Origin of the sequence: Bradyrhizobium sp. BRP22 (assembly GCF_020194175.1) — a bacterium.
GTDB lineage: Bacteria > Pseudomonadota > Alphaproteobacteria > Rhizobiales > Xanthobacteraceae > Bradyrhizobium.
The window spans coordinates 117,057-137,126 of sequence record NZ_JADYVX010000007.1; the positions used below are offsets into that span (position 1 = coordinate 117,057).

Sequence of the window (20,070 nt, forward strand, 5' to 3'; positions counted from 1 at the left end):
AAGTGGATGCAAGCGGTGTGCCGGAATCCCCCCGCGGAAAACGCTGAGCTTTTTCGCCAGCTCGAATGATTTGATGAATTTGGAGGCTGCGAGCGTTCAAAAAGCCCGCAAATTTATGGCGCATTCAATTGCGGCAGGCGCGTGCGACAGCGGGCCGACGCCCATCAATTGACCGCGGTGACCGAAAATGCGGCTCCCACTGTCCGTGGAACCGGCAATGGCGGATCAAGGTGCGGATAGGAGAGTAATTTCCACTTCAGTGGATCACGATCGTACCTTCGCGGTGTCGATCACGAGGAAATACTCGCACGGCGTCTTGCCGAGATTGAGGAACGAATGGTCGGCATCCGCCTGGAAATACAGCGAATCCCCCTGATTGAGATTGACGCGCTGGTCGCCGATCGAGACCCGCATCCGTCCGCGCAGCACGAAGATGTATTCCTCCACACCCCGGCGATGGGCCACGAAGTTCCCGGTGTCCGCTTCCGGCGGCAGCGTGTTGAGCACCCAGTCGATCCCGCGCCCGGGAAGGACGGGAGAAATACACCGCCGCAGGAAACCGGATTCCTCGTCCCTCAGGATCGGCTGGCGGGCGGCCGGGATATGAACGATCTCGCGCTCGACCGCCGGTGCCATCAGTTGCGAGAACGTGACGCCCAGCGCCTCCGCCAGCTTGGATAGGATCACCGTCGAGGGAATCGTTTCGCAGCGCTCGATCTTGGAGATCATGGAGCGGCTGACACCCGACGCCTCGGCGAGTTGCTCGAGCGAGAAGTGGTTCTTCTTCCGGAAATGACGAATCTCTTCGGCGAGAACCGAAAGCTGAGAACTGTCAGCAGGATCTAAAGCGCTCAAACCAGGAAGTCCTTTTGGATGCACATTACTCTTAACGGATTCAGAGTGGTATGGGCAATCTGGCGGTTGTATGGGGCAGCGCTACTCTCGCGGATCATCTCCGCTTTGACAGAAAGTTCTGGAAGCTTATTGCTGCCAAGAGCTGCTTCGCCGTGGACGCAAGGGCGATTTCGGCGCGTGGGTGCGACGAACGGTCCGACGGGCAAATCAGGCCAAAAGTCTGTCCAGCCTTGCTACGAAAAATATTCCGCTTCCGTCGTCGGGCAAATCAGTGATTTAACTCCGCGCGTCTCACGGCGGATGAGGGGCGGGTCGCGATCGTCACGAGCGTTGCGGTGGGATGCGGTGGACGCGGGTGTTGCGACTGACGAGCGCGACTATCCGTGGACGGCGAAGTCGTGTGGTTCTGGCGCCCCGACGCTGGCGCTAAGTTCTGTGGATCGAGTATCTGCGGAGCGACGGTGGCAAGAAAGCCCGGTCACCGAGAAGAGCACGAAGTAAGCCGTAAACCATCGCGCAGGGAAAGCCGGAGTTGCTTCGGTTGACCTGTGGTCCTACCCCCGTGCTTTTTGTTGCACGGGGCCCACGGGTGCAACCGGCACCCGGCTTTCCCTGCGCCCTCCGAATCGAGGAGGGTGAAAAGTGTAGCAAACCTCGGACGCAAAGCGCCGCGAGAATGCGAGCTTACGTCCACCCCTTGAATCAGACGTAGGATGGGGAGAACGCAGCGGCGCCACTTGCCTCGGTCGCGATGGGTTTCGCTGCGCTCTACCATCCTACGAGGCTGCTGTTTGAAATTTGAATCAGAACTCTCCCCCGTCATTGCGAGCGCAGCGAAGCAATCCATAGCTTCGCTTGTGACGACGTGGATTGCTTCGCTGCGCTCGCAATGACGGCGGAAGAGACAACCTACCGCGGCGTCGGTTGTGCCATGGTCCCCGGCAGCGCGGTTACATCCTGCTCGGTGCTGCGATCGGCGGTGAGTTCGCCGGCCGCGACGAGGGCGGTATAGGCGACGGAGCAGATGTGCGAATGGATGCGACGGAGGTCGCGCAGCACGTCGAGATGCAGCGACGTGGTCTCGATGGTTTCGGGGCGGCCCTCGCGCAGGCGTTCGAGATGCCGCTCGGTGGCGGCGAACTCGGCGTTGCGCAGCGCGGCTTTTTCCGCAACCAGCTTGCGCGCCTCGTTGAGGTCGCCCGACATGAAGACGCCGAACGCGATCCGGAGCGAGTCCAGCGTGCGCTTGTGGAAGGCCTGCAGTTCCTCGGTGCCTTCAGGCGAGAATTGCAGGCGGCGCTTGATCTTCTTGGTGGCGAGCTCGCTCAGGTTCTTGTCGATGATGTCGCCGATATGTTCGAGATTGATGGCAAACGAGATGATCTCCATCGCGCGCTGGCCTTCGCGCTCGTCGAGACTGCCGCGGGTGAGCTTGGTGACATGGAGCTTGATCGCCTCGTCGAGGCTGTCGACGCTGTTGTCCATCCGCGACACCTGGTCGACCAGCACGCGGTCATCGGTCATCATCGCCGCCATCACCTTGCGCAGCATCTCCTCGACGATATCGCCCATGCGCAGCGCTTCGCGCGCGGCGTCGGCGAGCGCGAGCGACGGCGTCTCGAGCGCGCTCTCGTCGAGATGGCGTGGCCGGGCCGGATCGGTATCCCGGATGCGCCGGGGCAGCAGCGTCTTGAGCAGCCGCGCCAGACGGTCGAGCGCGCCGATGAAGAGGGCCGCTGTCGCGGCGTTGAAGGCGATGTGGAACAGCGCAGTGGCCTTGGCGAGATCCGGCTGCAAAGCGTGCAAATGCGCGGCGACCGGACCCAGGAACGGCGCGATCAGGAGAATGCCGACCACGCGGTTGATGAGATTGCCGAGCGGCAGCCGATAGCTCGCAGGATCGTCGCGGCGCGCCCCCTCGAACAGCGGATTGATGGCGCTGCCGAGATTGGCGCCCAGCACCAGCGCGAACGCCGCATAGGGAGTGATGAACTGCGAATAGGCCAGCGACATCACCAGCAGCACGCTGGCGACGCTGGAATGCACCAGCCAGGTGACGACGGCGCCGATGAAGATACAGAGCACGGGATCGCCGGTGATCGCGTTCATGACGACGCGCACGCCGGGCGCATTCTCCGCCGGCGCCAGCGTATCGAGCAGGATGTGCAGCGACAACAGCATCAGCCCGAGCCCGATCGAGACGCGGCCGATATCCTTGATGCGCGAGCGCGGCCCGCTGCGGAAGGCGACCAGCCCGATGATGAAGAGGAGCGGGGCGACCGCGGCGATGTTGAACGACAGAACCTGCACGATCAGCGTGGTGCCGACATTGGCGCCCAGCATGATCGCCAGCGCCGGAACCAGGCCGACGAGCCCCTCGGACGCAAACGAACTTGTGATCAGCGCGGTTGCCGTCGAGCTCTGCAGCAGGGCGGTGAGGCCGAGGCCGGCGCCGAAAGCGGTGAATCGATTGTTCAGCGCTTTCGCCAGCAGCACGCGCAGATCTGGTCCGAACGCTCGCAGAATCCCGCTGTGGACCATGTGCAGGCCCCACAGCAGCAATGCCACGCCGCCCATCAGATCAAGCAGAACCATGCTTCCCATACTCGTCAGCTTCCCGCCAGTCGGGGACAAAAGATCAGGCTATCGCCAAACGACGGCGGATCAACCCTTTCGTTCCCAAGGAATGGAGGCAGGAATTCACCATCGGCTGGGCCGCATTCGCCCGAGATTGCATCATTTCGAGGAAAAGGCCCGCTGAGCGAGTAAATGGAGTTTGAAGGCGACAGTTCAACTGCGAGCGGTCCTGCTAGCCAGATTCCAACGATTTCTCGCTACAGCAGATCAAGACGTGGGCTAATCAGTGAGCAGGGGCCGGGGATCGACATGTTCGTCAATCGACGTAAGAGCGAGCGTCGTCTGTGCAGGAGTCTCGCCAAAATCCAGTTCGGCACCGGCAGCTTGCCGCGGGACTGCATGATCACCGATATCTCCGAGGGCGGCGTCAAGGTGATCGCCGAATATCCGGAAATACCTTCCGAATTCACGATCATCCTGGGGAATGATCGGCCGCGCCAATGCCGTCTCGCCTGGCGGATCGGCTGCGAGTTCGGGGCTCAGTTCGTCGATTAGACCGCAGGTTGTGGCGCTGTCGAGGATGCATGTCGTCGGTAGCAGCAGCGGGCGCGCAGATGTTCGATTTCGCTTCGAACATGCTGTGCAGCGCGCCCGCTTAACCTGGATTTAGGGTTAAGCTGCGAAGCATTCCGGGCAGTCGCCGACCGTGGTCAGGGGTCCATGTCCCAGAAGTTGCTTCACCGATCTCCCGCCGCAAGGCTCCTCGCCGGCGCGGCAGCATCGGCGGCCCTGGTGCTGGCGCTTGGCGGCTGCCAGACCTCCATCCCCTCCGATATCACGGGTTCGCTCGGCGACAAGGCCGAAGCCAGCCGGTCCTCCGCCGATCCGCGGCGTGACCTCGAGACCTATCAGGAGCGCTTCAAGGCCAATCCGAAGGACGCCGACGCAGCGCTGCAATATGCCAAGGCGCTGCGCGCCACCGGCCAGCGCGCGCAAGCCGTTGCGATCCTCGAGCAGGCGTCGATGACCCAGCCGAACAACAAGGCGCTGCTCGCCGGCTATGGGCGCGCGCTTGCCGACAACGGCAATTTCCAGCAGGCCTTCGACGTGCTCGGCCGCGCCCACAGCCCCGACGATCCGGATTGGCGCATCCTGTCCGCGCAAGGCGCGGCGCTCGATCAGCTCGATCGTCACGACGAGGCGCGGCAATACTATGCGAGCGCGCTCAAGATCGTGCCCGACGAGCCGTCGGTGCTGTCCAATCTCGGCCTGTCCTACGTGCTGTCGAAGGACTTGCCGCAAGCCGAGGAGACGCTGCGCAGGGCCCGCAGCCGCGCGCCGAACGACCAGCGCATCAAGGCCAACCTGGCGCTTGCGGTCGGCCTGCAGGGCCGCACGAGCGAGGCGGAGAGCATCGTGAAGGCGGATTTGGCCCCGGAGGAAGCGGCCGCCAATGTCGCCGCACTGAAGCGTGTGCTGGCCCGCAAGGAAGGGCCGCGGGGTGGTGGCGAGAGGATCCCGGTGGCTGCGGCCGGCGACGCGCGGTAGCTACGCGCCTTTCGATCGGGCGCCGACGGCGCGCAACTTTTCGATGATCGGCGACAGCAGCGAATTGCGCTGCACCCTTGTGTCGGCGCGACCCGTCATCCGCTGCGCAATCTGCAGGAACGTCTTGGTGATGCGATGATTGCCGGCGATCTCTGCGATCATCTGGCCGTTATTGGCGGCCGTGCCGAACAGTTTCGAATCGAACGGAATGGTGGCGATCGGCTGGCTGTCGATGGTCTTGGCGAACGCGCGCACCTCGATCTCGGGCCGCTTGGTCATGCCGACCTGGTTGAGGCAGTAGAGCGGGGGACGATCGTTGGGCCGTGCCGCCTTCAGCGTGTTGATCATGTTCTTGGTGTTGCGCATGTTGGCCAGATCAGGCTCGGCGACGACCAGAATGTCGTCAGCCCCGATCAGCGCGCGGCGGGTCCAGGCGGTCCATTGGTGGGGAACGTCGAGCACGATGCAGGGCGTCGTCATGCGCAGCGTATCGAAGATCGCGTCGAACGCATCGGCGCCGAAATCATAGACGTGGTCCAGCGTCGCCGGCGCAGCCAGCAGGCTGAGATGGTCGGTGCATTTCGCGAGCAGCCGCTCCATCAGCGCGCTGTCCGGACGCTCCGGCTGGAACACCGCATTGGCGATGCCCTGCACCGGGTCCTGGTTGTAATCGAGGCTGGCCGTGCCGAATGCGAGGTCGAGATCGATCACGACGGAATCAAGCCCGATGTCGCGGGCGATGGCCCAGGCGATGTTATGGGCTACCGTGGAAGCTCCGACGCCGCCCTTGGCGCCGCACACTGCGATCATCCTGCCGACGGTGATCGCCTCGGAAGCGGAAAACAGGCTGCAGATCGAGCGCACCACATCGAGCACCTCGACGGGGCCGATGACATAGTCGTTGACGCCGCGTCGCACCAGTTCGCGATAGGGCGCCTTGTCGTCGGCCCTGCCGATCACGACGACGCGGGTGCCGGCATCGCAGACGGTCGCGAGGTCGTCGAGGCCGGCGAGGAAATCGCTGCCGCTCTCGGTCTCGAGCAGGATCACGTTCGGGGTTGGCGCGGTGTGATAGGCATCGATCGCCGCAGCGATGCCGCCCATATGCACTGAGAGATGCGCCTTGGCGAGCCGGCGATCCTCGCTCGCGGCCTTCACGGTCGTCGCGGTCGCCACCGTCGCGCAGAACGCCTGCACCGACACGCGCGGGGCAGGGGCGATATAGTCATCGGCATGCGGCGCGGCTTCGGTTTCGCTGTCAGAGTGTTTGGCGCGGCTGATCATTTGCCTGTGTCGCTGAGCTTGGCCTTGTCGGCTTCGGGGTAGCTGGTAGTGGTGGAAACACCCTTCCGGTACTTCTCGAACGCCGCGTCACGCCGCGGCGCGTAGGCCGGCGTCTCCGTGCGGGGTTGTTCGAGGTCGGCGGGATTGTCGATCATCGCCGCCAGGTTGCGCTGGGTCGCGCAGCCCAGGTTGTAGTAGGGCCTGTTCTGGTTGTAGCCATAGTTGTCGAGCGAGGGGCCGAGATCCTCGGGCCACAGCCCGCAGGGACCAGCGACGGCGGTGATCTTCGGATAGCTCAGGCGGATCGTCGCCAGCGTGCGCGGATCGTCAGGATGGTAGTTGCGCAGCGTGATGGCGCGTGCGGGCACGCCACTGGCCGTGAGCAGCGAGCGGATTTCCTGATAGGTCGCGCCGGCCGCCCGCGCGTTCGGCGTGTCGACCGGTACCTCGGCGATGACCGCGCCGGTGCCTTCGCGGGTCCAACTTCGCGCCAGTCCGATCACGTCGGCGCGTTGCGGGGCAGTGAGGCCGGGCCGTCCGTGCCCGACAAAGATGACCATCGAGCGATCGGCCTCGGTGACGGCAATCGGATGCCGCAGACGGTAGTCGTTGGGAACGGTCGCGGTCGTCAGTTCGTCACCGCCGCTGCGGCAGGCCGCCAGCGCGAGCGACAGACCAATGAGTGCGCCCAGGCGGTACAGTCCGCGATGGTGGTATGTTCTGCCCGTCATTGTCCCGCCCCCAGGCTCAATCAATGATGAAACCGAAATTGGCGGGATAAGCCCCGACCGGCTCGGCCCGGGCCGCCACGCCATAGATGCGGTTGATGCGCGCGAGCAGCGTCGACTGCGAATCGGCGGCCGGCGCGAACCCGTCATCGGGCCGTGACAGTTCCTTCTGGGCGACGGCACGGACGACATAAGGCGTCACCAGCACCATCAGCTCGGTCTCGTTGTTGACGAAGTCCTGGCTCCTGAACAGCGCGCCGAGGATGGGCAATTGGTCGACGCCGGGCATGCCGTTGATGGCCTGCTTGGTCTTCTGCTGGATCAGGCCGGCCATGGCCATCGAGCCGCCGGAGGGGATCTCCAGCGTGGTCTCGGCGCGGCGGGTGGTGATCGAAGGAACCGTCAGCGACGTGCCGGCCTGGTTCAGCGTGATGGCGTTGTCGCTGGAGAGCTCCGACACTTCCGTCATCACGCGCAGGCTGATGCGGCCTTCGGTCAGCACCACCGGCGTGAAGTTCAGGGAGATGCCGAATTTCTTGTACTGGATCTGGGTCGTGCAGACATGCGTGACCGGATCGCAGGAATAGCCCGCGGGAATCGGGAATTCGCCGCCGGCGATGAAGGTCGCGGACTCCCCCGAAATCGCTGTGAGATTGGGTTCGGCCAGCGTCCGCGCAACGCCCGCGCTTTCCATCGCGCGCAAGGTAGCGGTGACGGTGGGAATGCCCTTGGCGACGGCGGAGACGGCGCCGCCATTGTCCGGCACGAGCGGGCGGCCGAACGCCGTGAACGGGTTGGAGTTGTTGAAGTTCACGATCGCCGTGCCGTAGTTCATGTTGGCGGATAGATCGACGCCCATCTGCTTGACGATGTCGCGCCGTACTTCCGAAACATTGACCTTCAGCATCACCTGGTCGCGGCCGCGCACCGTGATGGAGTTGACGACCTTCTCGGCGCCGCCGACCAGCCGTGCCGCGAGATCGCCGGCCTGCTGGGCCTCAATCGGGGACGACACCGAGCCGGTCAGGATCACGCCGTCGCCGACGCCTTCGATCTGGATGCCCGGCAGCGTCTGCTTCAGTGCGGCGCGCACGCCGTTGAGGTCGCGCTTCACCGCGATGTCATAGGAGGCGACCTGCTGGCCATCGACATCGAAGAACACGACGTTGGTCTGCCCGACTGCCGCGCCGATGATATAGGCGCGCTGCGCCGAGCGGACGACGGCGTTGGCGATCTTGGGGTCGGCGACCAGCACGTCCTTCACGTCGCGCGGCAGGTCGACGATCACGGATTTGCCGACGCCGAGCGCCAGGAAGCGGGTCTTGGCCGATGAACTGGCAACCGCTAGCGCGCCCTGGGTCTCGGAATCGGCGGCGACGACCGGCGAGAGCGTCAGTGCGGCCGCGGCCGAAAGCAAGACGATACGGACCGGCGAAGTCCGCACCCCAAATTTGGTTCGACCGCATGTCATGGCAGGCGTCCTTCTCACTTCTGTGTCGTTGTCGAGCTCGGGACGCCGAAGCGAACCACGTTGATGCTCTGGCCCCGCTTCGGGAGCTGGTCTTGGGAGGCATTGTCGGCGACGTTGACATCGGCGATGCTGCGCAGCGCGAGCGACAGGACGCCGGACTGGCGCGACCGCGCCAGCGTCTCGGCCTGCTCGGGCTTCAGTTCAAGCGTGACGGTCTTGCCGAGCAGCGAATTGGCGCCATCCTTTTCCTTCGGCGCCTGGTCGATGGCGAGCACGCGGATGTTGCTCAGGATGATCTCCGAACGGATGATATCCGCGCTGTTCTGGTCCGGGTTCTTCTCGCGCCTCGTAAGGATGACGTCGACACGGTCGTTCGGCAGGATGAAGCCGCCGGCGGCGGTCTCCGCCGAGATTTCAGTCGAGATCGCGCGGCTGCCCGAGGGCAGGATTGCCGCCATGAAGCCCGATCCGTCCGCCTTGACGAGCTTCTGCTCGCGGACCGGCTCGCCGGCGATCAGCGGCGCCCGTGCGATCGAGCCGATCAGGTCCTTGATGGCATCTGGTCTTTCGTTACGACGGATGAAATTGCTGCTTGCGGTCGCCGCCGGCCAGGTCTGCCATTGCAGATTCTCCTGCTTGACCGATTGGCCGAGGCCGATATCGGATTGCGCGACCAGAACTTCGACGGTTGGCAGTCGCTGCTCGACCGGCGCGACCAGACCGGGTTTGGTTTCCGGTTGTGCGACCAAATAGGCCGCGACGCCGCCAGCACCAAGCGCGATGGTCAGGACGACGATTTGTGCGGTCTTCATACGCTTGACTGCTTACACTTACTCGAGACTGCCGACGCCGCGGTGCAATGGCAGCCCAACCCCGGAGCATGAGTAAGGGAACAAAAGTGTAAGGGAACTTGATGAGCGGGATGATTTCGCCGACGCGGATTTGGAGTTCGTCGTCATGGTGAACGCGCGGTTATTGCACGCGCGAAGAAGCCCGCAAAAACCGATGCTCGTGCGCTTACATCGCCGCCTCGAGCGCGGCGAAGCCGCGATCGAGATCGGCCTTGAGGTCGTCGATGCTCTCGAGGCCGATATGGAGGCGCAGCGCCGGTCCGCCCGGCGCCCATTTGGTGGCGGTGCGATACTCGCCGCAGTCGAAGGGGATGATCAGGCTTTCGAAGCCGCCCCAGGAATAGCCCATGCCGAACAGCTTGACGGTGTCGAGCAGGGCGTCGACGGCTTTCTGCGGCGCCGGCTTCAGCACGATGCTGAACAGGCCGGAGGCGCCGGTGAAATCGCGCTTCCAGATCGCGTGGCCGGGATCGCTGTCGAGCGCGGGATGCAGCACCCGCGCCACCTCGGGACGTGCCTGCAGCCAGCGCGCGATCTCCAGTCCCGAATGGTAATGCTGCGCCAGCCGGACCGACAGCGTGCGGATGCCGCGCAGCGCCAGATAGACGTCATCGGGGCCGGCGCAGACGCCAAGCAGGCGAATGCCCTCGGCGAGCAGCGGCCACGCCTTGGCATTGGCCGAAATGGTGCCGAACATGATGTCGGAGTGGCCGCCGATATATTTGGTCGCGGCTTGAATGCTGATGTCGACGCCTTGCTCCAGCGAGCGGTGATAGAGCGGGGTCGCCCAGGTGTTGTCGTCGATCACAAGCGCACCGTGCGCCCGCGCGGCGGCAGCGATCGCGGGAATATCGGGCATCTCGAAGGATTGCGAGCCGGGCGCTTCGACCAGCACCGCACGGGTGTTCGGCTTGAACAGCGCGTCGACACCGGCGCCGGTCAGGGGATCGAAATAGGTGGTCTCCACCCCATAGCGCGCCAGCATGCCGTTGCAGAAATTCCGCGAGGGGCGGTAGACGTTGTCGCAGACCAGGAGATGGTCGCCGGCCTTGAGCACCGACAGTAGCGCCGTGCTGATCGCCGCGAGGCCTGAGGGCGCCAGTCCGACGCCGGCGCATTGCGGCCCCTCCAGTGCTATCAGTACGTCCTGCAGCGCCCGGGTCGTCGGCGTGCCGTGGCGGCCATATTGATATTCGCCGCGATGGGCATGGAGGTCGTCCGCGGTCGGATAGAGCACGGTGGAACCGTGGACGACGGGCGGATTGACGAAGCCCTTCTGCGCCTCGGTGTCCCGGCCGGCGGTCACCAGGCGGGTTGCGGGCTGTTGTGGATGGACCGGTCCGTCGTTGGAAAAGCTCATGCGCTCGCCGTCTTAATGACTTTTTGCCGCAGCAGCCGTGACACGTCGCAAGAAGCGGGCCGGGCCGGGTTTTTAATAACAGGACAGGGAAGAGCCCCGTCAACCCCTTGACCCGGCTCGCCAGTCACTATGTGATGCGCCCAACTTCAAGTCGCCGCACGTTGAGGGGCCTGCCGCGACCTTCGATCCATTGCTTGGCTGATTGGCACGCGAGATGCAGGCCAGATCGGCGATTCGCGAGGGATCATCGGTCGGTCCGTTAACGTTTAAGGCGACCGCACGCAAACCTTCCCGGACGACCCTTGAAAGGCCCAGACCATGAAACGCGTATCGCTGGTTCTTACCCTTGCCCTTGCCGCCGGCCTCTCGGCGCAGGCCGCTTCGGCGCAAACCCTCAAGACGGTCAAGGACCGGGGCCAGCTGTCCTGCGGGGTCAGCCAGGGCCTGCCGGGATTCTCGTCCCCGGACGACAAGGGGAACTGGACCGGGCTAGATGTGGATATCTGCCGTGCGATCGCGGCGGCGATCTTCAACGACGGCTCCAAGGTCAAGTTCGTGCCGCTGTCGGCCAAAGACCGCTTCACCGCGCTGCAGTCGGGCGAAATCGACGTGCTGTCGCGCAACACCACCTGGACGCTGTCGCGCGACACCTCGCTCGGCGCCAACTTCACCGGCGTGACCTATTATGACGGGCAGGGCTTCCTGGTGAAGAAGTCGCTGAAGGTCAATTCGGCGCTGGAGCTGAACAGCGCCTCGGTTTGCGTGCAGACCGGCACCACGACGGAGCAGAACCTCGCGGACTACTTCAAGGGCAACAACATGAAGTATGAGGTGATCGCGTTCGCCTCTGCCGACGAGACGGTGAAGGCCTATGAATCCGGCCGTTGCGACGTCTTCACCTCCGACGTTTCCCAGCTCTATGCCGAGCGCCTCAAGCTCGCCACTCCTGCCGATCACGTCGTGCTTCCCGAGGTGATCTCGAAGGAGCCGCTTGGCCCGATGGTCCGCCATGGCGACGACCAGTGGTTCGACATCGTGAAATGGACGCTGTTTGCGATGGTCGATGCCGAGGAGCTCGGCGTCACCCAGAAGAACGTCGATGAGATGGCAAAGTCTGACAAGCCGGAGTTGAAGCGTGCCTTCGGCACCGACGGCAATCTCGGCGAACAGCTTGGCCTGACCAAGGACTGGATGTCGCGGATCGTGAAGGCGGTCGGCAATTACGGCGAGGCGTTCGATCGTAACGTCGGCGCAGGCTCGAAGCTCGGCATCGCCCGCGGCCTCAACAACCTGTGGAACAAGGGCGGCATCCAGTACGCGCCGCCGATCCGCTAACCCAACTGGCGTGCGGCGATGGCCATCGAGCCCCGCAAACCACCGTCGCAGTTTGTATTCAAGCTGCAACGTGCGCTCGGCGGCCGCGCAGGGTGGGGAGGCTTCGTCCTCCAGCTCCTGTTCGTGGCCGTGCTCGCCTGGATTGCCTATGAGATCGTGGCCAATGCCCGCGCCAACCTGCAGGCGCAGCGGATCACCGCGGGCTTCGGCTTCCTCCAGAACACCGCCGGCTTCGACGTCAGCCAGAACCTGATCCCATATACGGGGTCGGACACCTATACCCGTGTCTTCTTCGTTGGACTGCTGAATACGCTTCTGGTCTCGGTGATCGGCATCTTCTTCGCAACCGTGATCGGCTTCATGGTGGCGCTCGGGCGGCTGTCGCCGAACTGGCTGTTGTCGCGGATTTCCGGCGGCTATGTCGAACTGATCCGCAACCTGCCGCTGCTGTTTCAGATCCTGTTCTGGTATCTCGCGGTGCTCGCAGCGTTGCCCAGCCCGCGGCAGAGCATCTCCGTGTTCGGCATGTTCTTCCTCAACAACCGCGGCCTGGTGATTCCCAAGCCGATCGGCAATCCCGGCTTCGAGCCGTTTGTCGTCGCGGTGTTGATTGCGATCGTGGCGGCGCTGGTGCTGTGGCGCTACGCGCGGCGGCAGCTCTACCAACATGGCAGGATGCTCACGATCTGGCCTTACGTGCTCGGCCTCGTGATCGGCCTGCCGCTGGTGACGGCGCTGATCTTTGGCGCGCCGGTGACCTTCGAGATGCCGGTGCTGAGAGGCTTCAATTTTGCCGGCGGCTCGCGCCTCATTCCGGAGTTCGTGGCGCTGACGCTGGCGCTGTCGACCTACACCGCCGCCTTCATTGCCGAGATCGTCCGTGCCGGCATCCTGTCTGTGCACAAGGGACAGATGGAGGCGGGCTCATCGCTCGGGCTGCATCGCGGCGAGGTGCTGCGGCTGATCGTGATCCCGCAGGCGCTGCGCGTGATCCTGCCGCCGCTCACCAACCAGTATCTCAACCTCACCAAGAACTCCTCGCTCGCGGTTGCGATCGGCTATCCCGACCTCGTATCCGTGTTCGCGGGAACGACGCTGAGCCAGACCGGCCAGGCGATCGAGATCATCGGCATCACGATGGGGGTCTATCTGCTGATCTCGCTGGTGACGAGCGCGATCATGAGCTTCTACGGATGGCGGATCAGTCGGAGCATGGGCTGATGAGCGATATCGCCGTTTCCAACTTCGTCCGCGAGGAACTGGTTCCGCAGCGGCCGGCGCCGGTGAAGACCACGGGCTTTGTGGGCTTCCTGCGCACGCGGCTGCTCAATTCGCCGACCAACATCCTGATCACCCTCATCAGCGTGCTGTTGCTGTGGTTCGTGCTCGTCCCCACGGTCAGATTCCTGCTGGTCGACGCGGTCTGGACCGGCACGGACCGGGCCGCGTGCCTGGCCGAGAATGTCGGGCATCCGGTCGGCGCGTGCTGGCCGTTTGTCCAGGCCAAGCTCAGCCAGTTCATTTACGGGTTCTATCCGGAGCCGGAGCGCTGGCGGGTCAACTTGACCTTCTTCCTGACGGCCGTGCTGCTGCTGCCGCTGTTGATTCCCCGACTTCCGGCCAAGGGCATCAACGCCAGCCTGTTCTTCCTGGCCTTGCCGGTGGTGGCATTCTTCCTGCTGCGTGGCGGCGGGCTCGATGGTTTTGCCGTGAGCTGGATCACGTCGCTGTTGTCAGGCTTCAACGACAGCATCGGTGATGGCGGGCGCAAGCTCGCGGCGGCCGGCGAAGCCACGGCGGTGATCGGGCCGTTGCTCTGGGGGCTCGGAAAACTGATCGTCCTGGTCAGCACGGTGATCTCCTGGGTACTGCTGCCGCTGCAATGGCTGCGTGACCAGATCCAGATCGCCGGTCAGCCGGTCTGGATCGATTTTGCGATCACCGCTGTGATCGTGTCGCTGCTGCTGTTCTTCCTCGGCGGCGGCTTCCGCACCGGCTGGCGGCCGCTGGCTGTGAGCCTCGCGACCTTTGCCGGTATTGGCCTGGTGATATCGATCATGAAGCTCGACCGCGGCGGCTTCCCCGTGGTCGACACCCGGCTGTGGGGCGGCTTGCTGGTGACGCTGGTCGTCTCGGTGACGGGCATCGTCGCCTCGATGCCGGTCGGCATTGCGCTGGCGCTCGGCCGGCGCTCGACCATACCGTTGATCCGCTTCTTCTCGATCGCCTTCATCGAGTTCTGGCGCGGCGTGCCGCTGATCACGGTGCTGTTCTTTGCGACCTACATGCTGCCGCTGTTCGTGCCGACCGGATTCACCATCGATGGCCTGGTGCGCGCGCTGATCGGCATTGCGCTGTTCGCCGGCGCCTATCAGGCCGAGGTGATCAGGGGCGGGTTGCAGGCGATCCCGCGCGGGCAGGGCGAGGCGGCAAGCGCGCTCGGCCTGTCCTGGTGGAAGACGACGGCACTGATCATCCTGCCGCAGGCGCTGCGCCACGTCATTCCCGGCCTCGTCAATAGCTTCATCGCGCTGTTCAAGGATACGTCGCTGGTGTCGATCGTCGCGCTGTTCGACCTGCTTGGATCGCTGCGAGCTTCGTTCAGCGATCCGGTCTGGGCGACGCCGACCACGGCTTTCACCGGCTTTGCCTTCACCGGGCTGATCTATTTCGTCTTCTGTTTCGGCATGTCGCGCTATTCGCTGTTCGTCGAGAACAGGCTGAACGCGCACCGGCGCAACTGAGTGCATCGCCATGAGCTCGAATCCGATCGTCAGCATCAAAGGCCTCAACAAGTGGTACGGCGACTTCCACGTGCTGCGCGACATCAATCTCGAAGTCGCCCGGGGCGAGCGCATCGTGATCTGCGGTCCGTCGGGTTCCGGCAAGTCGACGCTGATCCGCTGCATCAACGCGCTGGAGGAGTTTCAGGAGGGCGAGATCATTGTCGATGGCATCGAGCTTGGTCCGAACTTGCGGCGCGTCGACGAGGTCCGGCGTGAGGTTGGCATGGTGTTCCAGAGCTTCAACCTGTTTCCGCATCTGACCGTGCTCGAGAACTGCACGCTGGCGCCGATCTGGGTACGCAACATCCCGAAGAAGGACGCCGAAGTCGCCGCGATGAAATTCCTGGAGCGGGTGAAAATCCCGCATCAAGCCGGCAAATATCCGGGCCAGATGTCCGGCGGCCAGCAGCAGCGCGTTGCGATCGCCCGCGCGCTCACGATGAATCCGAAGGTGATGCTGTTCGACGAGCCGACCTCGGCGTTAGATCCGGAAATGGTGAAAGAAGTCCTGGACACCATGGTCGACCTCGCCAAGGAGGGTATGACCATGCTGGTCGTCACGCACGAGATGGGATTTGCCCGCGAGGTCGCCGACCGCGTCATCTTCATGGACGCCGGCCAGATCATCGAGTCGAACACGCCGAAAGAATTCTTCGCCCATCCGCAGCACGCGCGGACGAAGCTGTTCCTCAGTCAGATATTGCGGTGATTGTCTCCCTCATGGTGAGGAGTGCGCGATAGCGCGCGTCTCGAACCATAGAGCCCGTGGCCCATCCTTCGAGACGCGGCCTTGCGGCCGCTCCTCAGGATGAGGTCCGTGGGCGTGGCGCCGCCACGCTCACACAAACGGCAGGTCGATCTTGGTGCGCTTCTCGAGCCACGCCGGTACCGGCAGGTTCTTCGAGCGCATGAAGTCCGGATTGAACAGCTTGGACTGGTAGCGGTTGCCGGAGTCGGCGAGGATCGTCACGATGGTCTTTCCGGGCCCGAGGTGCTTTGCCAGCTGGATCGCGCCGGCGATGTTGATGCCGGTCGAGCCGCCGAGACAGAGCCCTTCGTGCTCCAGCAACTCATAGATCACGGTGATCGCTTCCTCGTCCGAGACGAGGAAGGCGTCGTCGACTTTCGCGGTCTCGATGATGGACGTGACGCGGCCAAGACCGATGCCCTCGGTGATCGAGTTGCCCGGCGTCGACTTGGCCTCGCCGTGCTTGAACAGTTCGTACATCGCAAAGCCGTGCGGATCGGCGCAGGCGACGACGATGCCGTTGTTCTTTTCCTTCAGGTAACGGCTGGTGCCGGCGAGCGTGCCGCCGGTGCCGACCGAGCAGATGAAGCCGTCGACCTTGCCGTTGGTCTGCTGCCAGATCTCCGGACCGGTCGACTCATAGTGCGCCTTGGCGTTATCGAGATTGTTCCACTGGTCGGCGAACAACACGCCATTCGGTTCAGTCTTGCGGAGCTGCTCGGCCAGCCGCTTGCCGACATGTTGATAGTTGTTCGGATTGGCATAGGGCAACATTGGTACTTCGACCAATTCGGCGCCGCACAGCCGCAGCATGTCCTTCTTTTCCTGGCTCTGGGTTTCCGGGATCACGATCAGGGTCCGGTAACCGCGGGCGCTGGCGACGACCGCGAGCCCGATGCCGGTATTGCCGGCGGTGGATTCCACCACCAGCCCGCCCGGCTTGAGTGTGCCGCGTTTCTCGGCCTCCAGGATCATCCATTTGCCGGCGCGGTCCTTGACCGACTGCCCGGGATTCATGAACTCGGCCTTGCCCAGGATGGTGCATCCGGTCAGCTCGGAAGCGCGCTTCAACTTGATCAGCGGCGTATTGCCGATGGCTTCGACGACGTCATTGTTGATGGTCATGTCGGGGGTATTCTTTGCCGGTTATTTCGCTCCCGGCTGACCCTAGTGCGGGGGCGGCAAAAGGGAAAGGCCCTTGCGCCGCGGCGCAAGCCGGCCCGAATCGAAGCCCCGCCCGGCGGAAATCCGGCTCGCAACTCCCAACTTGTGAAACGGCTCGCGGATGGTGTCGGTGCATTGGGGTTTTGGGGCAACAGGGGTTCGGAAATCCCCATGAAATGTTCGTAAGATTCGGACGCCTCCCGGCGCTGACGAAATTGAAGTAAGGCCCGTAAAACAAGGACAACTTGGCCTTTCGACGGTTCCCTGGTTGAGCTTGGCCGCAGTCTCCCGTTGGGCCGGCGGGACTGTCCGCTTGCCATGCGCCCGGAGTAATATGACGGGTCGGTTCCATTGGAAGCACCACCCCGTGAAGGTTCTGCAGACCACCCACCAACGCGTTGCGAGCTCGTCGCGACTTGATTCGGCGCGCGGAGGAGAACGGAGGTGAGCCAGCACATCCGGGGGGCTGCTGTCGGCGAACGGCGGCGCGCGCCTGCGTCAAGCCTGGGCGGCGTGCTGCGTGCGCTGACCGGGTTTGTGATCGCGGCGAGCTCGGCCGGCTGCATCCTGACCAAGGACCTTCCCGATCCCGCGCTCGACATTCCCGCCGGTTACAAGGCGGCGCGGCAAGCAAAAGCTTCCGACGCGCCGCCGACGCTCGATTGGTGGCGCGGCTTTCGCTCGACAGAACTGACGAGCCTGATGATGGAAGCCCAGCGGGTCAATCTGGACATTGCGGCGGCCGTGGCGCGTTTCAAGCAAGCGGACGCGCAGGCACGGATTACCGGCGCGGCCCTGCTGCCGACGCTCTCGGCCGCCGGATCAGAGACCTATTCGCGTACCTCCGGCTCGAGCGCGAGCGGGCTGAGCATCGGCGGGCGCGAGGTGGTCAACTACAACGCCTCGCTTGCCGCGAGCTATCAGCTCGATTTCTGGGGCCAGAACCGCGATGCCGCGCAGGCGGCGGAAGAGACCGCGGTCGCCAGCCGGTTCGACCGCGAGGTGGTGGCGCTGACCACGCTCGCCGCCGTTGCCAACGCCTATTTCCAGGTGCTGACGTCGCAGGATCGGATTCGCACCGCCCAGCGCAATATCGCCGCTGCGGAGCGTGTCCTCAACGCGATCAAGGATCGCTTCAATGCCGGTACCAGCACCGATCTCGACGTCGCGCAGCAGGAGAGCCTGGTGGCAAACCAGCGCGCGTTGGTGCCGCCGCTTCGGCAGACCCTCGACCAGAACATCAATGCGCTGGCGACGCTGGTGTCGCGGCCGCCGGAAAGCGTGCGCGTCACCGGCGGCTCGCTCAACAACATCGCCATTCCCCGAGTGACGCCGGGCCTGCCGTCGGAACTGCTGACGCAGCGGCCCGACATCAGGCGGCAGGAGGCGCAACTCGCCGCCGCCACCGCCAATGTCGGCAGCGCCCGCGCGCAGTTCTTTCCGAGCATCCAGTTGACCGGGCAGGGCGGCTATCAGAGTTCGGCGCTGTCGGCGCTGTTCCAGCCGCATGCGGCGTTCTTCAGCCTGGTCGGCAGCGCGACGCAGCCGATCTTCGACGGCGGGCGGATCCTCGGCAATTTCGAGCTGACGCAGGCGCAGCAGGATGAACTGCTGCAAACCTATCGCAAGACGGTGGTGCAATCCTTTGCCGACGTCGACAACGCGCTGGTGGCGATACGCCAGACCACGATCAGGCTGAGGCTGCAGCGCGATGTCGTGGCGGCGTCACAGCGAGCGTTTCAACTGGCCGAACAGCAGTTGCGGGCCGGAACTGCCGACATCGTAACTGTGCTACAAACCCAACAGACTCTATTCCAGGCCGAGGACGCGCTGTGGCAGGCGCAACTGGCCCGGCTGCAGGCGATCATCAGCCTGTACCAGGCGCTGGGCGGCGGCTGGGAGCCAAAGGTGGAGAGACCGGTCGATGCTCTTTAAGCCGGAAGCAAAGGACGACGCGAAGGCTGCGGAGCTGAAGAAGCCGGGCTTGTTGTCGCGCCTGCTCAAGCGAATGGTGTCGCTGACCATCGCCGTCGTGATCCTCGGTGGGCTCGGTTATATCGGCTGGCTGGCATGGGAGCAGAAGGGCGGTAGCCACAACGCCAACGCCCGGCCCGACCTGCCCGTGCCGGTGCTTGCGGCCATGCCGCGCGTGCAGGACATGCCGGTCTATCTCGACGGCGTCGGCTCGGTGCGCGCGCTGAATACCGTCACGGTTCGCTCGCAGGTGGACGGCAAGCTGATCAAGGTGAACTTTGTCGAGGGGCAGGACGTCAAGAAGGACGACGTGCTCGCCGAGATCGATCCCGCGATCTATCAGGCGCAGTACGATCAGGCCGTCGCCAAGAAGGCGCAGGATGAAGCGCTGCTCGCCAACCAGCGGCTCGATCTCGTCCGCTACCAGCAGCTCACCCAAACCAATGCGGGCTCGAAGCAGCAATATGACACCCAGAAAGCGGTGGTTGCGCAGCAGGAAGCGCTGGTGAAGGCCGATCAGGCCGCGATCGACAATGCGGCGGCGACGCTGAGCTACACCAAGATCGTCGCGCCGATCTCCGGCCGCGCCGGCCTCCGTCAGGTCGACCAGGGCAACATCATCCACGCCTCCGACACCACGGGCCTCGTGGTGCTCACCCAGTTGCAACCGATCGCGGTGTGGTTCAGCCTGCCGCAGCAGCAGATCGTGCGCGTGAATGCCGCGGCCGCCAAGGGCGCGCTCGCGGTCGACGTGTTCGGCAATGACGGCGTAACCGTGATCGACACCGGCAAACTGACCGGCATCGACAACCAGGTCGACCCGACCACCGGCACGTTGAAGCTGAAGGCGGAATTTCCCAACGGCAATTTCCAGCTGTGGCCCGGCCAGTTCGTCAATGTGCGGCTGAAGGTCGAGACCCTGGAAAAGGCGATCGTGGTGCCAACCTCGGCGGTGCAGCGCGGGCCGGCCGGAACCTTCAGCTATGTGATCGGCGAGGACAATATCGTCACTGCGAAGCCGGTGACGGTGATCCAGCAGAACGAGCAAGATGCCGTCGTCGGCAAGGGGATCGCGGTCTCCGACCGCGTCGTCACGACCGGATTTGCCAATCTCGCCGATGGATCGAAGGTCATCATCGGCAAGGACGATGCCGCGCCGACCGCCGATCTCGCGCCGCGCAAGCGCAACCGCAGCCCGGACGCGAAGAACGGCCAGAAGGACAGTCAGGCCAAAGACGGCCAGGCCAAGGACGGCGAGCATCGTTCACGGCGTGAGCGCACGCAGGGCGAACAAAAGGGCGCGGGCGGAGCGGCAACGGGGGGTGAAACGTCAGGCGGCGCGGCGAAGTCGCAGCCATGATCGAAGGACCGGCCCGAATGTCTGACTTC

At 64.2% G+C, this 20,070-nt stretch carries 16 protein-coding genes; 8 read left to right on the forward strand and 8 right to left on the reverse strand.

All coding sequences use genetic code 11. The annotated features are described in order from the left end of the window. Window positions 1-264 precede the first annotated feature (264 nt). Entirely contained in the window at window positions 265-855 is a 591-nt protein-coding gene (locus tag I6F35_RS12130; RefSeq protein ID WP_225117899.1) for an XRE family transcriptional regulator, read from the reverse strand. A gap of 909 nt (window positions 856-1,764) precedes the next feature. After that, a complete protein-coding gene (locus I6F35_RS12135) occupies window positions 1,765-3,459 on the reverse strand; it encodes a Na/Pi cotransporter family protein (RefSeq protein WP_225117900.1) in 1,695 nt (564 codons plus the stop codon). 282 nt (window positions 3,460-3,741) lie between these two features. Here I6F35_RS12135 and I6F35_RS12140 point away from each other — a divergent pair, with 282 nt between their 5' ends. Both I6F35_RS12140 and I6F35_RS12145 read left to right on the forward strand, forming a co-directional pair. After that, entirely contained in the window at window positions 3,742-3,987 is a 246-nt protein-coding gene (locus I6F35_RS12140) for a PilZ domain-containing protein (RefSeq protein ID WP_346283158.1), read from the forward strand. A gap of 165 nt (window positions 3,988-4,152) precedes the next feature. After that, window positions 4,153-4,980: a tetratricopeptide repeat protein gene (locus I6F35_RS12145; RefSeq protein WP_225117902.1), complete on the forward strand. Its 828-nt coding sequence runs from the start codon at window positions 4,153-4,155 to the stop codon at window positions 4,978-4,980. Here I6F35_RS12145 and I6F35_RS12150 read toward each other — a convergent pair whose 3' ends face one another. From I6F35_RS12150 to metC, 5 genes are all read right to left on the reverse strand, one after another. Further along, on the reverse strand, window positions 4,981-6,264 hold the full coding sequence (locus I6F35_RS12150; protein WP_225117903.1) for an AAA family ATPase: 1,284 nt from the start codon (window positions 6,262-6,264) through the stop codon (window positions 4,981-4,983). Next, window positions 6,261-6,995 carry a CpaD family pilus assembly protein gene (locus I6F35_RS12155; RefSeq protein ID WP_225117904.1) on the reverse strand — a complete coding sequence of 245 codons (735 nt, stop codon included), beginning with the start codon at window positions 6,993-6,995 and terminating at the stop codon, window positions 6,261-6,263. Before I6F35_RS12155 ends, I6F35_RS12150 begins: the two co-directional genes overlap by 4 nt. Before the next feature lie 16 nt (window positions 6,996-7,011). Further along, entirely contained in the window at window positions 7,012-8,463 is a 1,452-nt protein-coding gene (locus tag I6F35_RS12160; RefSeq protein ID WP_225117905.1) for a type II and III secretion system protein family protein, read from the reverse strand. Between the two features lie 14 nt (window positions 8,464-8,477). Further along, window positions 8,478-9,275 carry a Flp pilus assembly protein CpaB gene (gene cpaB, locus I6F35_RS12165; protein WP_225117906.1) on the reverse strand — a complete coding sequence of 266 codons (798 nt, stop codon included), beginning with the start codon at window positions 9,273-9,275 and terminating at the stop codon, window positions 8,478-8,480. Between the two features lie 205 nt (window positions 9,276-9,480). Further along, window positions 9,481-10,674, reverse strand: a complete 1,194-nt coding sequence (gene metC, locus I6F35_RS12170) for a cystathionine beta-lyase (protein ID WP_225117907.1) — start codon at window positions 10,672-10,674, stop codon at window positions 9,481-9,483. A gap of 318 nt (window positions 10,675-10,992) precedes the next feature. Here metC and I6F35_RS12175 point away from each other — a divergent pair, with 318 nt between their 5' ends. The 4 genes from I6F35_RS12175 to I6F35_RS12190 are packed head-to-tail and all read left to right on the forward strand — an operon-like array spanning window position 10,993 to window position 15,504. Next, window positions 10,993-12,009 (forward strand): amino acid ABC transporter substrate-binding protein, encoded by a 1,017-nt coding sequence (locus I6F35_RS12175; RefSeq protein WP_225117908.1) that lies wholly within the window; start codon window positions 10,993-10,995, stop codon window positions 12,007-12,009. A gap of 18 nt (window positions 12,010-12,027) precedes the next feature. Then, window positions 12,028-13,230 (forward strand): amino acid ABC transporter permease, encoded by a 1,203-nt coding sequence (locus tag I6F35_RS12180; protein ID WP_225117909.1) that lies wholly within the window; start codon window positions 12,028-12,030, stop codon window positions 13,228-13,230. Further along, on the forward strand, window positions 13,230-14,753 hold the full coding sequence (locus I6F35_RS12185; RefSeq protein WP_225117910.1) for an amino acid ABC transporter permease: 1,524 nt from the start codon (window positions 13,230-13,232) through the stop codon (window positions 14,751-14,753). The genes I6F35_RS12180 and I6F35_RS12185 overlap by 1 nt, the downstream gene beginning before the upstream one ends. Window positions 14,754-14,763: 10 nt before the next feature. Then, the gene (locus I6F35_RS12190) at window positions 14,764-15,504 is read left to right on the forward strand and encodes an amino acid ABC transporter ATP-binding protein (RefSeq protein ID WP_249792491.1); all 741 of its coding nucleotides are present in this window, start codon (window positions 14,764-14,766) and stop codon (window positions 15,502-15,504) included. A 129-nt stretch (window positions 15,505-15,633) separates the two neighbouring features. On the opposite strand, the gene I6F35_RS12195 is transcribed toward I6F35_RS12190, so the two are convergent. Beyond that, window positions 15,634-16,668 (reverse strand): cysteine synthase A, encoded by a 1,035-nt coding sequence (locus I6F35_RS12195; RefSeq protein ID WP_225117911.1) that lies wholly within the window; start codon window positions 16,666-16,668, stop codon window positions 15,634-15,636. Window positions 16,669-17,220: 552 nt separating this feature from the next. Here I6F35_RS12195 and I6F35_RS12200 point away from each other — a divergent pair. Together I6F35_RS12200 and I6F35_RS12205 are read left to right on the forward strand one after the other, a co-directional pair. Further along, the gene (locus I6F35_RS12200) at window positions 17,221-18,642 is read left to right on the forward strand and encodes an efflux transporter outer membrane subunit (protein WP_225118035.1); all 1,422 of its coding nucleotides are present in this window, start codon (window positions 17,221-17,223) and stop codon (window positions 18,640-18,642) included. Beyond that, window positions 18,632-20,041, forward strand: coding sequence for an efflux RND transporter periplasmic adaptor subunit (locus I6F35_RS12205; protein ID WP_225117912.1), 1,410 nt, complete (start codon window positions 18,632-18,634; stop codon window positions 20,039-20,041). The genes I6F35_RS12200 and I6F35_RS12205 overlap by 11 nt, the downstream gene beginning before the upstream one ends. The last annotated feature ends 29 nt before the right edge of the window (window positions 20,042-20,070 follow it).

Bases quoted from the DNA above. Each gene is read 5' to 3' on its own strand.
- I6F35_RS12135 (WP_225117900.1), bottom strand. From the start codon at position 3,459: ATGGGAAGCATGGTTCTGCTTGATCTGATGGGCGGCGTGGCATTGCTG.
- I6F35_RS12140 (WP_346283158.1), top strand. From the start codon at position 3,742: ATGTTCGTCAATCGACGTAAGAGCGAGCGTCGTCTGTGCAGGAGTCTC.
- I6F35_RS12145 (WP_225117902.1), top strand. From the start codon at position 4,153: ATGTCCCAGAAGTTGCTTCACCGATCTCCCGCCGCAAGGCTCCTCGCC.
- I6F35_RS12150 (WP_225117903.1), bottom strand. From the start codon at position 6,264: ATGATCAGCCGCGCCAAACACTCTGACAGCGAAACCGAAGCCGCGCCG.
- I6F35_RS12155 (WP_225117904.1), bottom strand. From the start codon at position 6,995: ATGACGGGCAGAACATACCACCATCGCGGACTGTACCGCCTGGGCGCA.
- I6F35_RS12160 (WP_225117905.1), bottom strand. From the start codon at position 8,463: ATGACATGCGGTCGAACCAAATTTGGGGTGCGGACTTCGCCGGTCCGT.
- cpaB (WP_225117906.1), bottom strand. From the start codon at position 9,275: ATGAAGACCGCACAAATCGTCGTCCTGACCATCGCGCTTGGTGCTGGC.
- metC (WP_225117907.1), bottom strand. From the start codon at position 10,674: ATGAGCTTTTCCAACGACGGACCGGTCCATCCACAACAGCCCGCAACC.
- I6F35_RS12175 (WP_225117908.1), top strand. From the start codon at position 10,993: ATGAAACGCGTATCGCTGGTTCTTACCCTTGCCCTTGCCGCCGGCCTC.
- I6F35_RS12180 (WP_225117909.1), top strand. From the start codon at position 12,028: ATGGCCATCGAGCCCCGCAAACCACCGTCGCAGTTTGTATTCAAGCTG.
- I6F35_RS12185 (WP_225117910.1), top strand. From the start codon at position 13,230: ATGAGCGATATCGCCGTTTCCAACTTCGTCCGCGAGGAACTGGTTCCG.
- I6F35_RS12190 (WP_249792491.1), top strand. From the start codon at position 14,764: ATGAGCTCGAATCCGATCGTCAGCATCAAAGGCCTCAACAAGTGGTAC.
- I6F35_RS12195 (WP_225117911.1), bottom strand. From the start codon at position 16,668: ATGACCATCAACAATGACGTCGTCGAAGCCATCGGCAATACGCCGCTG.
- I6F35_RS12205 (WP_225117912.1), top strand. From the start codon at position 18,632: ATGCTCTTTAAGCCGGAAGCAAAGGACGACGCGAAGGCTGCGGAGCTG.